15 protein-coding genes are annotated in these 14,095 nt (G+C 70.6%); 9 read left to right on the top strand and 6 right to left on the bottom strand.

The window, feature by feature from the left end; genetic code table 11:
- Positions 1–197 precede the first annotated feature (197 nt).
- From pdxH to ABZ342_RS02075, 3 genes are all read left to right on the top strand, one after another.
- Positions 198–875, top strand: a complete 678-nt coding sequence (gene pdxH / locus ABZ342_RS02085; protein ID WP_155540723.1) for a pyridoxamine 5'-phosphate oxidase — start codon at positions 198–200, stop codon at positions 873–875.
- Positions 876–1,764: 889 nt separating this feature from the next.
- The gene (locus ABZ342_RS02080) at positions 1,765–3,033 is read left to right on the top strand and encodes an MFS transporter (protein ID WP_360468402.1); all 1,269 of its coding nucleotides are present in this window, start codon (positions 1,765–1,767) and stop codon (positions 3,031–3,033) included.
- Between the two features lie 24 nt (positions 3,034–3,057).
- Positions 3,058–3,621 carry a DUF3558 family protein gene (locus ABZ342_RS02075; protein ID WP_360468201.1) on the top strand — a complete coding sequence of 188 codons (564 nt, stop codon included), beginning with the start codon at positions 3,058–3,060 and terminating at the stop codon, positions 3,619–3,621.
- On the opposite strand, the gene ABZ342_RS02070 is transcribed toward ABZ342_RS02075, so the two are convergent.
- From ABZ342_RS02070 to ABZ342_RS02055, 4 genes are read right to left on the bottom strand one after another with little or no spacing between them, the layout of a single operon-like run.
- Positions 3,622–4,635, bottom strand: coding sequence for a hypothetical protein (locus ABZ342_RS02070; protein WP_360468200.1), 1,014 nt, complete (start codon positions 4,633–4,635; stop codon positions 3,622–3,624).
- A 58-nt stretch (positions 4,636–4,693) separates the two neighbouring features.
- The gene (locus ABZ342_RS02065; RefSeq protein ID WP_360468199.1) at positions 4,694–5,518 is read right to left on the bottom strand and encodes an MBL fold metallo-hydrolase; all 825 of its coding nucleotides are present in this window, start codon (positions 5,516–5,518) and stop codon (positions 4,694–4,696) included.
- Positions 5,515–6,348, bottom strand: a complete 834-nt coding sequence (locus tag ABZ342_RS02060; RefSeq protein ID WP_360468198.1) for an MBL fold metallo-hydrolase — start codon at positions 6,346–6,348, stop codon at positions 5,515–5,517. The genes ABZ342_RS02065 and ABZ342_RS02060 overlap by 4 nt, the downstream gene beginning before the upstream one ends.
- Positions 6,348–6,926, bottom strand: a complete 579-nt coding sequence (locus ABZ342_RS02055) for a TetR/AcrR family transcriptional regulator (protein ID WP_360468197.1) — start codon at positions 6,924–6,926, stop codon at positions 6,348–6,350. The genes ABZ342_RS02060 and ABZ342_RS02055 overlap by 1 nt, the downstream gene beginning before the upstream one ends.
- A gap of 65 nt (positions 6,927–6,991) precedes the next feature.
- Between ABZ342_RS02055 and ABZ342_RS02050 the strand changes: the two genes are divergently transcribed.
- The 4 genes from ABZ342_RS02050 to ABZ342_RS02035 are packed head-to-tail and all read left to right on the top strand — an operon-like array spanning position 6,992 to position 10,354.
- A complete protein-coding gene (locus tag ABZ342_RS02050) occupies positions 6,992–7,897 on the top strand; it encodes an aldose 1-epimerase family protein (protein ID WP_360468196.1) in 906 nt (301 codons plus the stop codon).
- Positions 7,864–8,346 (top strand): GNAT family N-acetyltransferase, encoded by a 483-nt coding sequence (locus tag ABZ342_RS02045; protein WP_360468401.1) that lies wholly within the window; start codon positions 7,864–7,866, stop codon positions 8,344–8,346. Before ABZ342_RS02050 ends, ABZ342_RS02045 begins: the two co-directional genes overlap by 34 nt.
- Positions 8,347–8,356: 10 nt before the next feature.
- On the top strand, positions 8,357–9,091 hold the full coding sequence (locus ABZ342_RS02040) for a hypothetical protein (RefSeq protein ID WP_360468195.1): 735 nt from the start codon (positions 8,357–8,359) through the stop codon (positions 9,089–9,091).
- Between the two features lie 45 nt (positions 9,092–9,136).
- Positions 9,137–10,354, top strand: coding sequence for an amidohydrolase (locus ABZ342_RS02035; RefSeq protein ID WP_155540732.1), 1,218 nt, complete (start codon positions 9,137–9,139; stop codon positions 10,352–10,354).
- Positions 10,355–10,402: 48 nt separating this feature from the next.
- Here ABZ342_RS02035 and ABZ342_RS02030 read toward each other — a convergent pair whose 3' ends face one another.
- Positions 10,403–11,008, bottom strand: coding sequence for a Uma2 family endonuclease (locus ABZ342_RS02030; RefSeq protein WP_360468194.1), 606 nt, complete (start codon positions 11,006–11,008; stop codon positions 10,403–10,405).
- A gap of 96 nt (positions 11,009–11,104) precedes the next feature.
- Complete coding sequence (locus ABZ342_RS02025; protein WP_360468193.1) at positions 11,105–12,241, bottom strand: acyl-CoA dehydrogenase family protein; 1,137 nt, start codon at positions 12,239–12,241, stop codon at positions 11,105–11,107.
- 101 nt (positions 12,242–12,342) lie between these two features.
- Between ABZ342_RS02025 and ABZ342_RS02020 the strand changes: the two genes are divergently transcribed.
- Both ABZ342_RS02020 and ABZ342_RS02015 read left to right on the top strand, forming a co-directional pair.
- The gene (locus ABZ342_RS02020) at positions 12,343–12,924 is read left to right on the top strand and encodes a TetR/AcrR family transcriptional regulator (protein WP_155540735.1); all 582 of its coding nucleotides are present in this window, start codon (positions 12,343–12,345) and stop codon (positions 12,922–12,924) included.
- 41 nt (positions 12,925–12,965) lie between these two features.
- On the top strand, positions 12,966–13,907 hold the full coding sequence (locus tag ABZ342_RS02015) for a carbohydrate kinase (RefSeq protein ID WP_360468192.1): 942 nt from the start codon (positions 12,966–12,968) through the stop codon (positions 13,905–13,907).
- Positions 13,908–14,095: the final 188 nt, after the last annotated feature.

Raw genomic sequence — 14,095 nt, 5'->3', positions numbered from 1 at the left:
AGGTAAAGCTGCGCTGTATCGATCCTGGTCCGGTGGGTAACGCCCGCGTTACGGCTTGCTGACAAGCGGTTACGGGACGATGGCCGGAAATGGGTGTCGGGTGTCACCGTTCAGTGGGTTCCGCCGCAGCTCGGAAGGCCCTAACGTGCCTAGGGCCGAAGTCGACTGATGCCCCGACCGGGCGTGGAGGTTTGGCGATGACGCCGAGGATCGAGGACCAGGTGGAAGACGCCGTAGTTCGCTTGCCCGGAATGCGGGTCGCGTACGACGGTGCTGCGTTCGACGAGTCCGCCTTGGCGGCCACGTGGACCGACCAGTTGCAGGGGTGGTTGAACCAGGCGGTCGGCGCGGGGATCGCCGAACCGAACGCGATGGTGCTGGCGACGGCGGACGCCGAAGGCCGGCCGTCGTCCCGCACGGTGCTGTGCAAGGGCCTCGACGAGCGCGGCGTGGTGTTCTACACGAACTACACGTCGGAGAAGAGCCACGACCTGACCGCGACGCGCTACGCGTCGGTGACGTTCCCCTGGTACGCGCTGCACCGCCAGGTCCACGTCCGCGGCGAGGTCGAGAAGGTCGGCGTCAAGGAGACGGCGGAGTACTGGGCCCAGCGCCCCCGCGGTTCGCAGCTGGGGGCGTGGGCGTCCCCGCAGTCCCGGGTGGTCGACGGTCGCCGCGCGCTGGACAACGCGTTGAGCGGAATCGAGCGCCGCTTCGCCGACGTCGAGCAGATCCCGGCGCCGCCTCACTGGGGCGGGTGGCGGATCAGGCCCGACTTGGTCGAGTTCTGGCAGGGGCGCGAGGACCGCATGCACGACCGGCTCCGCTTCGTCCGGCACGACGACGGCTGGAACATCGAGCGCGTGGCTCCCTGAGGTTGGCTTTGTGCACAGCCGCGGCCGTGATGTGGACAGCCACGTCACGGCCGCGGCTTTTGGGGCGGCTTCTCGTGGGCGGGGAACCGCTCACCGGGTTGTCCACAGCTGGTCCGTGATGTGGACGAACACGGCGGTCACCTGCGGTTTCCCGGCTTTCTGCCGGGCGGCGCCGATAGGCTGAAAGCGGGGGCTCCCCCGGAGGAGGGCGGGTGCTGTTCGGCGGCGGTTCGGTGGGCAGTCGGGCGGGAGCCGCACGACGGGGATGCTTGACCGGGACTGCGCTCAGGTAGCCGCGACTCGGGAACCGTTCGCCGGGAGCCGGGGTAGCTCTTCGGGAACCGCGGCCCAAGAACCGCTCCTCTGGGGCCCCTTAGTCGGGAACGTGCCCGGAGCCGCGGCCCAAGAACCGCTCCTCGGGGGCCGCTAGCCGGGAACCGCGCCTGGGAACCGCGACCCGGGGGCCGCTCCTCAAGAGCCGCTAGCCGGGAACGCGCTCGGGAGCCGCGGCCCGAGAACCGTCCCTTCCGGAGCCGCTTGCCGAGAGTTGCTCGCCGAGAACGTGCCTGGGAGCCGCGGCCCGAGAACGTCCCGCGGGGGCCGCTCGCCGGGAACCGCGCCTGGGAGCCTCGGCCCGAGAACCATCCCGCGGGAGCCGCTCGCCGAGAACGTGCCCGAGAGCCGTGACCGAGAACCGCCCCTCGGGAGCCACTCACCGGAAACCTCGCCCGCGAGCCGCTCACCGGGAACCGCGGCTCGCACACCGTCGCTGCTGCGAAAGCGCTCAACGGCCCCGGCTGGCGAGCACTCGTCCGGGCGACGGAAATCACGCGACCCGAGATAGTTAGCCGAGCTAAACTCGTCGGTTGTGACCTCTGAGCCCGAGACCTTGCCGCCCCGTCCCGGGGGCGTTCGCAAGCTCCTCGGCCGCATCATCGTCGATACCCGGCCGCTGAAGATTCCGGCCTTCCGGCGGCTCTGGCTGTCCACTGTGGTCACCGCCGTCGGCACCCAGCTGACCGCCGTCGCCGTGCCCAAGCAGGTCTTCGACCTCACCGGGTCCTCCGCCTACGTCGGCCTCACCGGGCTCGTCGCCCTCGTGCCGCTGCTGATCTTCGGGCTCTGGGGCGGGGCCGTCGCCGATGCCGTCGATCGGCGGAAGCTGCTCGTCGTCACCAACGTCCTCGTCGCCATCACCTCCGCGCTGCTGTGGCTGCAGGCCTTCCTGAACTTCGGCTCGGTGTGGCTCGTCCTCGCCCTGCTGGCCGTCAACCAGGCCCTCTTCGCGATCAACATGCCCACCCGCGGCGCCGTCGTCGCGCGGCTGGTGCCGGACGAGCTGCTGCCCTCGGCCAACGCCCTGAGCTCGACGATGTCGACCTTCGGCGCCGTCTTCGGCCCGCTGCTCGCCGGTGCGCTCATCCCGGTCCTCGGCCTTTCGACGCTCTACCTGATCGACGTCGTCGCCCTCACGATCACGCTGCTCGCGGTCTGGCGGCTGCCGGCCCTCCCGCCGCTCAACGGCCCGTCGCGCCGCGCCGGGCTCAGCGACGTCATCGACGGCTTCAAGTACCTCGCCACCAAGAAAGTGCTGCTGGCCTCGTTCGTCGCCGACATCATCGCGATGGTCTTCGGCATGCCGCGGGCGCTGATCCCGGAGATGGCCGAGCGCACGTTCGGCGATCCACCCGGCGGCGGCCCCGCGCTCGGCTGGCTCTACGCCGCCCTGCCCGCGGGCGCGATGCTGATCGGCCTGTTCTCCGGCTGGCTGACGCGCATCCCGCGCCAGGGCGTCGCGGTCGTCGTGGCGATCTGCGCGTGGGGTGCTGCGGTGGCGGCCTTCGGGCTCGCGCACTCGCTGTGGCTCGCGGTCGTCTTCATGGCGCTGGCCGGCGCGGCGGACATGGTCAGCGCGGTCTACCGGATGGCGATCCTGCAGGTCGCGACCACCGACGAGATGCGCGGCCGGCTCCAGGGCGTGTTCACGGTCGTGGTCGCCGGCGGCCCGCGGATCGCCGACCTCGTCCACGGCTGGGGCGCGGCCGCGTTCGGCACGGCGGCCGCGGCGAGCGTCGGTGGCCTGCTGGTGATCGTGTCGGTCTGCGCGTCGATGTTCCTGCTCCCGGCGTTCTGGCGATACCGGGCGCCGACGGCGTAGGCCGTTCGGGCTAGGGTGCCGGACATGCGTACCCTCGCCGTCGTTTTGGTCGCTTTTGCCGCTTTGACTGCCTGCTCCTCGGGTGACGAACCGTCGAAGACGCCCCCTTCCTCGAAGCCGTCGTCCGCGCCCAAGCCGAGCTCGAGCGCCGACCCCGCCGCGGCTGCGTCGCTCGACCCGTGCAAGCTGCTGCCCGCGGCCGCCGTGTCGAAGGCGCTGTTCCTGGACAACCTCCAGGCGGTGGCGGGCCCGGTCCAGGACACGACGGCCAACGGCGGCAAGGCCCGCAGCTGCGAGTACCAGCTGAACGGCAAGGCCGCGGGCGCGCTCGCGGTGACCCGCTACGAAGGCCGCCAAGGCAAGCCCGCCGAGATGGTGGCCTCCGTCAAGAAGGGCAAGCCGGGCGCGAAGGACGTCGCCGGTTTCCCGGACGGCGCCGTCTACTACGTCGACGAGCAGAAGACGGCCACCCTCGCCTCGGCCGAGCTGGTCGCGGGCACGCCGGTGCTGGTCAACTACACCGGTCCGGCGAAGATGACGCCGGAGCAGATGGCGCCGCTGGTCAAGCAGGCCCTCGACGCCAGCTGATCAAGCCCAGCCGACGAGCTGCCGCTCCGACAGCGTCCCGGTGGGCTTCAGCTGACCGAGCGCGGGCTGCGCGATCGCGCCCGGCGTGGCCGGCGACTGGGACCACTCGTCCTGGTCGGTCTGGAACAGCACGGTGGCCTTGTCCGGGGCCGCCGCGGTCTTGGCGATCATCGGCTCGGACCGGTCGACGAGCTTGGTCGGCTGCGGCGTTCCGCCGGCGAGCGACAGGCGCATCAGGACGCCGTGCTCGTCCGAGCCGGTGACGGCGGACATCAGCACGGTCGTCGCGTCGAGTGCGGTGACGAACTGGTAGACGGCGCCGGGTTCTTCGTAGAAGGCGTAGGCGATCGCGCCCGCCGAGTCGGTCAGGTACGTCAGGCCCGCGCCGGCGTGCCGGGCGTCCTTCCAGGTCAGCACCTCGCCCTGCGGGCCGATCGCCCAGTCCTCCACGTGCTGGTCGGAGCTGCTGTTCGGCACGATCGGGGCTTCCACGACCGGCGGCCCGAGCTGCCGGTAGTCGACGGAGTACACCGCCTTGCCGTCGTCGAAGTACAGCTTCGACCCGGCCGGGCCGAACCGCGGGTTCCGGAACTTGGCCGACTTCTCGCTCATCGACCGCTCCGGTTCCGGCACGGTGCCGGTGCGTTCGTACCGCCGGTCGTCGGCGTTGAGCTTGAACACGTCGACGCCGTCGCCGGTTTCGAGCGTCGCGTACTGACCGTCGGGCGAGATGAGGTCCAGCTTGGTGGCCGGCCCGTCGAACCGGTTCAGCGAGCTGTCGTACCCGGGCAGCGACAAGGTCGTCTTCGCCGCGCCGGTGGCGGGATCGGCGAAGACGACGTCGTCGAGGCCGGTCTGCGTCGAATGCTGCAGCAGGACGACCCCGGAGAGGTCGAGCGGCGGCGCTTCCGGCGCCGCGGCGGCGGCCGGTGCGGGTGGGGCGCCGCTCCCGCACGCCGTGACCAGCACCGCGACCGCCCCGGTCAAGGCCGCACTCCACCACTTCTTCGTCACCGCTGAGCCTCCTTCGTCGGAGGCTCAGATGGGGCGGACGATCATTCGGTTCCGGAAGTCAGCGACGCAGCGCGGCCAGCTCGACCGGGCTGTGCGCGGAGAACACCGTGACCTCGTCCGGGTGCTCGCGGGCCAGTGCGTGCAGCCGCTCGAGGTTCTCCAGGCGAGCCTTGCGCTCGGTCTGGACGAGGTTCTGGAACGCCGTCATGCCCGGTGGGCAGTGCGGCGCGACGGGGTCCAGCTGCCCGTGGAAGAAGTACGCGTCGCCGGCGTGCAGGAGCCAGCCGTCGCCCGTGTCGACCGCGACGCCGGTGTGGCCGCGCGTGTGGCCCGTGAGCGGGACCAGCAGGATCTCCTCGGGCAGGCCCTTGAGCGACCGGACCGCCTCGAAGCCGAACCACGGCTCGCCCCGCTCGTCGTAGGTGCTCCACAGCGGGCGGTGCGCGAACTGCACGGCCCGGTAGCGGTTCTTCTCGGCCGCGTTCGACGGCGCCGTCGCGGCCCGGTGCTCCTCGGAACGGACGTGCACGACGGCGTTCGGGAAGTCGGCCAGCCCGCCCGCGTGGTCGACGTCGAGGTGCGTCGCGACGATGTGCCGGACGTCGGCGGGGTCGAGGTCCAGCGCCTTGATCTGCGCGACCGCCGTCTCGGCGGCTTCGAGCCGGGCACCGACCATCGCCATGAACGGCCGGCCCAGCCACTCGCCGGGGCGGGCCACGGCCTGGCTGCCGAATCCGGTGTCGACCAGCACCAGGCTGTCGCCGGTCTCGATCAGCAGGCAGTGCGCGACCAGCTCGGCGCGCCGCAGCAGGCCGGGCTCGCCGTCGAGCAGCTTGCCGCCCGCCGGGCGCATCGATCCGCAGTTCAGGTGGTGCACCTTCATACTTTGCTCCTGGAACTCAGCCGGACGAACGCGGTCTCGTCGTGCGCGGCGAAGACGGTCACCTCGTCGCCGTGCTCCTGAACAAGCTGGCGCAGGCGGCGGTGATTGTCCAGCCGGGCGCCCTTGACCGTCTCCATGTGGCCCTCGAACCACCTCAGGCCGGGCGGGCAGTGCGGGGTGGCGTCGACCTGCCCGTGGAAGAAGAACGAGTCGCCGGCGTTGAGCAGCCAGCCGTCGCCGGTGTCGACGGCGACCCCGGCGTGGCCGCGCGTGTGCCCGGAGAGCGGGATGAGCAGGATCTCCGGCGGCAAGCCGTCGAGCTGCCGGACGGCGTCGAAGCCGAACCACGGCTCCCCGTTGTCCGCATAGGACGTCCACTGTGGACCATGTGCGAACTGGATCGTGCGGTAACGGCCGCGCTCGGCGGCGTCACGCGGCTCCTGGAACGCCCGCAGCTCCTCGGCGTAGACGTGCACGCGTGCCCACGGGAAGTCGATGAGCCCGCCCGCGTGGTCGAGGTCGAGGTGGGTCAGGACGATGTCGCGGACGTCGGCCGGGTCGAAGCCGAGCGCGCGGATCTGGGCGACCGCGGTCTGCGCGGGGTCTTCGACCGGGTTGGACTGGCGGACGAAACCCTTGCCCAGCCAGGCGTTCCGGTCGACGGCGGCCGGCGTGCCCATGCCGGTCTCGACGAGCACGAGACCCGTATCGGTTTCGAGCAGCAGGCAGTGGCAGACCATCGTGGCGCGCCGGAAAAGGCCCGGCCGGCCGTCGATCAGGCCGCCGCCGAGCGGGCGCATGGTGCCGCAGTTCAGGTGGTGGACGCGCATCAGGAGAACTCCCGGTCGAGGGTCGTGTGCAGGTGGGCGGCGACGGCGCGCAGTGGCGCGAGGTCGCGGCGGGTGCGGGCCAGCAGCAGCCCGCCTTCGATCGCGGCGAGCACGACGGTGGCCAGCTCGTCGGCGCGTTCCGCAGAAAGCTGTTGTCTCGCAAGGTAGTCACGAAGGATCACGTGCCACGACGAGTAGCCGTCGGCGCAGGCTTCCCGGATCGGCTCGCTCTCCGCGGCGGCGTCGAGCGCGACCGTCGCGAGTGGACACCCGCGCTGGAAGCCCGATTCGGCCAGGTTGCTCGCGAGCGCGTCGACGGCGCGGTCGATCGCGGTCACGACGTCGGGCGCGTCCCGCAGGATCGCTTCGAGGAGCGCGCCCGTGCGCTCGCTCGAAAGCCGGACGGCCTCGGCGGCGAGCTGCTCCTTGCCGCCGGGGAAGTGGAAGTAGAGCGACCCCTTCGGCGCGCCCCCGGCCGTGGTCAGCTGGGTGAGCCCGGTGGCGTGGTAGCCCTGCGAGTGGAACAGGTCGGCGGCGGTGTCGAGCATCCGCTGCCGCGTGTCGGTGCGACGGACCATGGGGCGACTGTAGCTCAAACTATGACGACCGGTCTAGTGAGTCTGGTGCTCGGTAAGGTCGTCGCATGGGCAACCCGACCGGTCAGCAGTTCGAGATCACCCGCGGCAACGCGCGCGCCGTCGTCACCGAAATCGGTGCGGGCCTGCGCGCGTTCGAAGTCGGCGGAGTGCCGTACGTCGAGGAGTTCCCCGAAGACGCGAAGCCGCCGAAGGGCGCCGGGCAGGTGCTGCTGCCCTGGCCGAACCGGACCAAGGCCGGGAAGTGGACGTTCCAGGGGGAGGAGCAGCAGCTCGAGATCACCGAGGAGGCGCGCGGCAACGCGATCCACGGCCTGACCCGCCACCTCGAGTGGGAGCTGCTGGAGCACGCCGAGTCGTCGATCACCCTGGCCGTCGACGTCGAGGTGCAGCCGGGCTGGCCGGTGCCGCTGCGCGCGACCGTCACCTACGAGGTCGCGCCGCGCGAGCTGACCATCACCCACGAGATCCGCAACGAGGGCGAGCAGCCGATCGGCGTCGGCGTCGGAACGCACCCGTACTTCCGGATCGGCGACGTCCCGACCGACGAGCTGACCCTGACGCTGCCCGCGAGCCGCGTCCGGCCGTACCTGGGCGACGAGCAGATGCCGTACGCGCCGGAACAGGACGTCGAGGGCACCGAGTACGACTTCCGCGCCGGCCGGGTGCTGGCGGGCGTCGACCTGGACACGGCGTTCGGGTCGTTGGCGGCGGCTGACGACGGCACGCACCACTTCGTCCTGGGCCACGAGGACCAGCGGCTGGTGGTCTGGACCGGCCCGGACTTCCGCTGGGCGCAGGTGTTCACCCCGGACGACCTGGTCGGCCGCGGCCGCGCGGTGGCGATCGAGCCGATGACGTGCCCGGCGGACGCGCTCAACACGGGCACGGACCTGATCGAGCTCGAGCCGGCGACGTCCTGGTCGGGCAGCTGGGGCATCCGAGTCGGGTGAAGCGGCTAGGGATCGCCGACGCGGGCGAAGTGCTGACGCTGCAACGCGCGGCGTACGTGACCGAAGCCCGCGCGCACGACGACTGGGATCTGCCGCCGCTGCTGGAGACCTTGGACGAGACCCGTGCGGCGCTTTCGTCGTGCTTGTCCTGGGGCATCCGGGAGAACGGACGGCTGGTCGCTTCGGTGCGTTTGACGGTTTCCGGCGAAGTCGGGGTGATCGGCAGGTTGGTCGTGGCGCCGGACCGTCAGGGCTGCGGGCTGGGTGGCGGGTTGCTGGCTTTCGTGGAGTCGGCGGCTCCGCCGCCGGTGACGGTCTTCCGGTTGTTCACCGGTTCGAAGAGCGTGGGGCCGCTGGCGTTGTACGCCAAGCACGGGTACCGCGAGACGCACCGGACGCCGGAGAACAACCACGAACTGGTGCACTTGGAGAAGGCCAGGGTTCCGTAGGCTGCTTTCGGTGCAGACGGTGTCGTTCTGGCAGGCCTGGGGACTGTGGTTCGACGGTCAGTCCGTGTCGGGCTACCGGCTCTGGGGCGTGCCGGTGCTGTGGTGGGGCCGGATCGGCAAGCTGGGCCAGTTCACCGGTGGCCTGGTGGCGATCATCGACATCGTCGGGGTGGCGCGGATCAGCGCGTGGGGCGAGCGGCTGCGCGCCCGGCCGGTCGAGGGGCACCGCCGCACGCTCGCCGAAACCTGGCGGCGCAACCGCGCGATCTTCCGCGGTGCCTACCGCGACCTGATAGCCGACTACATCCGGCCGAAGCAGATGAGGGACCGGCGGTGGGAAGGACGCCCCGGCGAGCCGAGGCGGGAACCGCTCGACGCGGAGACCCGGCGGGTGAAGCGCATCTTGGTCACCATCGTGCTCGTCTGGTCGGCTGTGCTGTCCGCCTTGGCCATCTGGGCCCGCTCGGCGTGGGACGGCCAGACCGTCGAGCCGGACCTGCCCTGGTACTGGTGGGTGCCGATCCTGCTCCTCGGCGTGACTTTCCCGTTCTCGCTGTGGGCCGCTTTCACCGGGATCTCGGTCGGGGTGAACCTGCTGGCGCGCGCGTGGCCGCTGGTCGTCTACAGCCTCTTCGTGTGGCCGCCGCTGGTTCTGCTGCGTGGCCCGCAGCCGGACCGATCGCTGCGGGTCATCGGTGTGCTGCTGGTCGTGGCCGGGTTCGGGTTCGATCTGCTGGCGAGCTGAGCCCCGCTGGCACCCGCCCGGGCGAGTTCGTTAGCGTGGCGAACTATGGCGAAGGCAATTGTCGGGGGCCATGTCGTCCCCATCGACGGTGATCCCATCGAAGGCGGCACCGTCCTGATCGACGGCGGCAAGATCGTCGCGGTCGGGACCGAGGCGGACGTCGACATCCCGGAGGACGCCGAGCTCGTCGACGCGGCCGGCACCTGGGTGCTGCCGGGCTTCATCGACGCCCACGCGCACCTCGGCGTGCACGAGGAGGGCGAGGGCTGGGCCGGCAACGACACCAACGAGATGACCGACCCGAACGGCGCCCGCTTCCGCGCCATCGACGGCATCGACCCCTACGACTCCGGCTTCGACGACGCCCTGGCCGGCGGCGTCACGAGCGTCGTCATCAAGCCGGGGTCGGGCAACCCGATCGGCGGCCAGACGATCGGCGTCAAGACCTGGGGCCGCAGCATCCTCGACATGGTCTTCGCGGAGCACGTGAGCGTGAAGAGTGCGCTCGGCGAGAACCCGAAGCGCGTGTACGGCGAGAAGAAGCAGACGCCGTCGACCCGGCTGGGCGTCGCGGCGATCCTGCGCGAGGCGTTCACGAAGACCCGCAACTACCAGGCGAAGCGTGCCCACGCGGAGTCCGAGGGCAAGCCGCACGAGGTCGACCTGACGCTGGAGACGCTGGCGAAGGTCCTCGACGGCGAGCTGTACTGGGACCAGCACGTCCACCGCGCGGACGACATCGTGACGGCGCTGCGGCTGGCCGACGAGTTCGGCTACAAGCTGGTGATCAACCACGGCACCGAGGGCCACCTGATCGCCGACCTGCTGGCCGAGCGCGACGTCCCGGTGATCCTGGGGCCGCTGTTCACCACGAAGTCCAAGGTGGAGGTGCGCAACCGCACCCTGCGTTCGGCCGGCATCCTGACGCGGGCGGGGGTGAAGATCGCGATCACGACGGACCACCCGGTGATCCCGATCAACTTCCTGGTCTACCAGGCGGCCCTGTCGGTCAAGGACGGCCTCGACCCGGTGACGGCGCTACGTGCGCTGACGGTCAACCCGGCGTCGATGCTGGGTCTCGACGGTCAGATCGGCTCGCTGAAGCCGGGCCTGGACGCGGACGTCGTGCTGTGGAGCGGGGATCCGCTCGATGTGATGAACCGTGCCCTGCGCGTGTTCGTCCGGGGCGACGAGGTGTTCCACTTCGACGAGACTCTCGGCGAGGGCGTGTCGAAGGACCGCCGCTACCGCGAGTCCCAGTGAGTTTCGGACGGCACGCCGGTAACCGGGCGGTTCCGGCGTGCCGTCCGATCAGTCGAGGAGCGCGTCCAGGTCGATCTCGACCGGGAACGGGACATCGGTGGTGAAGGTGCCGGTGACCGCGGCGGCGTCCATATAGCCGAATTCGCCGGCCTGGTGACACGCGACCAGCGAGACCGGCTCGGTGAGGTCGACGATCCAGTAATACGGGATGCCCGCATCGGCGTACTCGTCGTGCTTCACCTGGTAATCGGTGCGCTTCGAGCCCGGCGACACGACTTCGACGGCCACGAGCACGTCCCCGGCGCGATACATGCCGTCTTCGTCGTCCACGCGGGCATTCGCTTCGCGGTAGGCGATCAGCAGGTCGGGGCGCCGTGAAAACCCCGCTTCACCGCGGGGCGCCAGACCAAGGTCTACGTCGATGTCCAGGGTGAAATCGAGTTCTGGTGGCAACTGGGATTCCAGCTGTCGGCCCAGCAGGTAAGCGGCCTTGTTGTGCCGTCTGCTGGGGCTTGGTGACATCACGACGCGACCCTCCACGAGCTCGGTGAAACCTGTTTCGGTTTCACCGAGCGCCGCGTACTCCTCGATCGTCAGCAGGTGATCAGGGATCTCCCACCGGCGAGCAGGGCCCGGCTGGGGAAGTGCAGTCACAGCCTCTCCTCACGTCGCCGGAATTGTCTCACGGCTCAAGTGCAACCATGAGTGACCGTATCTGTACCAAGCGTGTGACACCGTTCCCTCGACCGGCTAAGCCTTCTTCAGCTCCCGCGCGATGACGACCCGCTGGATCTGGTTCGTCCCTTCGAAGATCTGCGGCACCTTCGCCTCCCGCATGTACCGCTCCACCGGGAAGTCCCGCGTGTACCCGGCCCCGCCCAGCACCTGTACCGCGTCCGTCGTCACCTTCATCGCCCCGTCGGTCGCCACCAGCTTCGCGATCGATGCCTGCCGCTGGAACGGCAGCCCGCGGTCGCGTCGCCGGGCCGCCTCCAGGTAGCACGCGCGGGACGACTCCACGATCGCCGCCATGTCGGCCAGGAGGAACTCGATCCCCTGGAAGTCGATGATCGACCGGCCGAACTGCGAGCGGCCCTTCGCGTACGCCACCGCCTCGTCCAGCGCCGCCTGCGCCAGGCCCACCGCGCACGCCGCGATGCCGAGCCGGCCCGAGCTCAGCGACGACAGCGCGATCCGCAGTCCGTCACCGGGCGCGCCCAGCAGTCGTGACGCGGGCACGCGGGCGTCGTCGAAGATCAGCTGGGCCGTGGGGGAGCCCGTCAGGCCCATCTTGCGTTCGCGCGGAGCGGCCGAAAGACCCTCCGTGAAAGAGGGCACCAGCAGGCAGGAGATCTCGTCCGCGCCCGTCCGGACCATCGTCGTGTAGAAGTCCGCCACGCCCGCGTGCGTGATCCACGCCTTCGTGCCGTTGACGACGTAGTCCGAGCCGTCGAGACGCGCGCGTGTCGACAAAGCGGCGGCGTCCGAGCCCGCTTGGGTCTCCGACAGTGCGTACGCGCCCAAGAGTGCGCCTTCGAGCATCTCCGGCAGCCACTCGCGGCGCTGCTCGTCCGTGCCGTACTCCGACAGCGCGTAGCAGGACATCGTGTGCACCGACAGCCCGACGCCGACAGTCATCCACGCCGTCGCGATCTCCTCCAGGACCTGCAGGTAGACCTCGTACGACACCTCGCCGCCGCCCCAGCGCTCGGCGTACGGCAGGCCCAGCAGGCCCGACTTGCCCAGCAGGCGGAACTGCTCACGGGGGAACTGCTCGGCTTCTTCGGCCGCCGCGGCGCGGGGCGCCAGCTCGTCGCGCGCGATCTCCCGGGCCAGCGCGACCAGGTCCTCGGCGTCCGAATCCGGCAGCAGGCGTTCGGCGGGCATCTTCGTCCTCCAAAGCGGTACTGAAAACAGTACTGTGGGCCCGCTCAGAGTACAGTAAGACGGGCCTGGGGTGGCCGGAAGACGTAGGAGATAGTGAGCCGATGCGCCCCGAACCCCGTCGACGGCCGACCGCGCGCCAGCGCGCCCTGCTCGGCGACCTCGAGGCGCTCTTCCTCGCCGAGGGCTTCGCGGACTTCACCCTCGACGACCTCGCCGGCCGCCTGCGCTGTTCGAAGTCGACGCTCTACGCGCTCGCGCCGAGCAAGGAGCAGCTCGCCGTCAAGGTCGTCACCCACTTCTTCCGGGGCGCCGGCGAGCGGATCGAGGAGCGCGTCGCCGGGATCGACGACGCCCGCAAGCTCATCGGCGAGTACCTGGCCGGCGTGGCCGAGCAGCTGAACCGGGCGTCGCCGTCGTTCATGCGCGACCTCGCCGAGTTCGGCCCGGCCCGCGAGGCCTACCAGGTCAACAGCCGGTTCGCCGCCCAGCGGCTTCACCAGTTCATCGGCAAGGGCGTCGCCGACGGCGTCTTCCGGGACGTTCACGCCCGGCTCATCGCCGAGATGACCAGCCTGATCATCGAAGGCATCCAGACCGGCGTGCTCGGCCAGCGGATCGACGTATCCGACGCCGAAGCGTTCACCGCTCTGGGTGAACTCCTCCTCGGCGGGCTGAACAAATAGCGGACAGGAATTGTCAGCCTGAACTCCACTAAACTCCCGGCGTGATCGTCGTAGGCGGAGAAGCTCTGGTCGACCTGGTTCCCGGCGACCCCCTGGATTCCACTGTGGACGGTGGGTTGCGCGCGCTGCTGCCGCGGCTCGGCGGCGGGCCGTACAACGTCGCGCTGGCGGCGGGCCGCCTCGGTGTCCCGACGGCCTTCCTCTCGCGAGTGTCCACCGACCGCTTCGGCGACGCGATGGTCGAGCGCCTGCACGCCTCGGCCGTCGACACGTCGCTGCTGCAGCGCGGCGACGAACCGACGACGCTCGCCGTCGTCGCGCTCGACGCGAAGGGCGCCGCGCGCTACACGTTCTACGTCGAGGGCACGGCCGACCGGCTCGTCGCCGACCCGGGACCGCTGCCCGACGCCGTGACCGCGCTCTCGCTCGGCACCCTCGGGATGGTCCTCGAGCCCGGCGCGTCGGCGTACGAGGCGATGCTGCGGCGCGAGGCCGCCCGCGGCGTGCTGACCGTTCTCGACCCCAACATCCGCGAGGCGCTGATCACCGACCCGGCCGCCTACCGCGCCCGGTTCGCGTCCTGGCTGCCGGACGTCCGGTTGCTCAAGATCTCCGACGACGACGCCGCGTGGCTCACCGAAGGCGCCGACCCGGTCGCCGCCGCGAAGACGTGGATCGAGTCCGGTGTGGACGCCGTGGTGCTGACCCGGGGCGCCGACGGCGTCGCGGTGATCACCGCCGCAGGTGAGCTGGCCCACGTGCCGTCGCGGAAGGTCGACGTCGTCGACACCATCGGCGCCGGCGACACCGTCCAGGGCGCCCTGCTGGCCTGGCTGCACACCCGCCAGGTCACCGACCTGGCCTCTCTCGACGCGGGAGCGTGGCGCGAGGCGCTGGGATTCGCGGCGAAGGCGGCGTCCATCACCGTTTCGCGGAGCGGGGCCGAGCCGCCCACGTCCGCCGATATGGCGGCGGTCGTGTGAACCTGGTCCCAAAGGGGGCCCCATGAGCAACGCCACCGCTGCGCGAACACACGTTTCTCGACTAGCGTAGAGGGGCATTCTTCATACCCCAGCGGGGCGGTGTGCAGCGAGGCGCCAGTGTTTCCTCGCGTGAACACGTGGCTACCTGTGGAACCCGCAGGCGCCGCCGTCCCCGTGCCGAACGTGAG

Source organism: Amycolatopsis sp. NPDC005961 (assembly GCF_040629235.1).
Classification (GTDB): domain Bacteria; phylum Actinomycetota; class Actinomycetes; order Mycobacteriales; family Pseudonocardiaceae; genus Amycolatopsis; species Amycolatopsis camponoti.
Note: the sequence above shows the minus strand (reverse complement) of the source record. Positions and strands in the feature narration are given on the sequence as shown.

Bases quoted from the DNA above. Each gene is read 5' to 3' on its own strand.
- pdxH (WP_155540723.1), top strand. From the start codon at position 198: ATGACGCCGAGGATCGAGGACCAGGTGGAAGACGCCGTAGTTCGCTTG.
- ABZ342_RS02075 (WP_360468201.1), top strand. From the start codon at position 3,058: ATGCGTACCCTCGCCGTCGTTTTGGTCGCTTTTGCCGCTTTGACTGCC.
- ABZ342_RS02065 (WP_360468199.1), bottom strand. From the start codon at position 5,518: ATGAAGGTGCACCACCTGAACTGCGGATCGATGCGCCCGGCGGGCGGC.
- ABZ342_RS02060 (WP_360468198.1), bottom strand. From the start codon at position 6,348: ATGCGCGTCCACCACCTGAACTGCGGCACCATGCGCCCGCTCGGCGGC.
- ABZ342_RS02055 (WP_360468197.1), bottom strand. From the start codon at position 6,926: ATGGTCCGTCGCACCGACACGCGGCAGCGGATGCTCGACACCGCCGCC.
- ABZ342_RS02050 (WP_360468196.1), top strand. From the start codon at position 6,992: ATGGGCAACCCGACCGGTCAGCAGTTCGAGATCACCCGCGGCAACGCG.
- ABZ342_RS02035 (WP_155540732.1), top strand. From the start codon at position 9,137: ATGGCGAAGGCAATTGTCGGGGGCCATGTCGTCCCCATCGACGGTGAT.
- ABZ342_RS02025 (WP_360468193.1), bottom strand. From the start codon at position 12,241: ATGCCCGCCGAACGCCTGCTGCCGGATTCGGACGCCGAGGACCTGGTC.
- ABZ342_RS02020 (WP_155540735.1), top strand. From the start codon at position 12,343: ATGCGCCCCGAACCCCGTCGACGGCCGACCGCGCGCCAGCGCGCCCTG.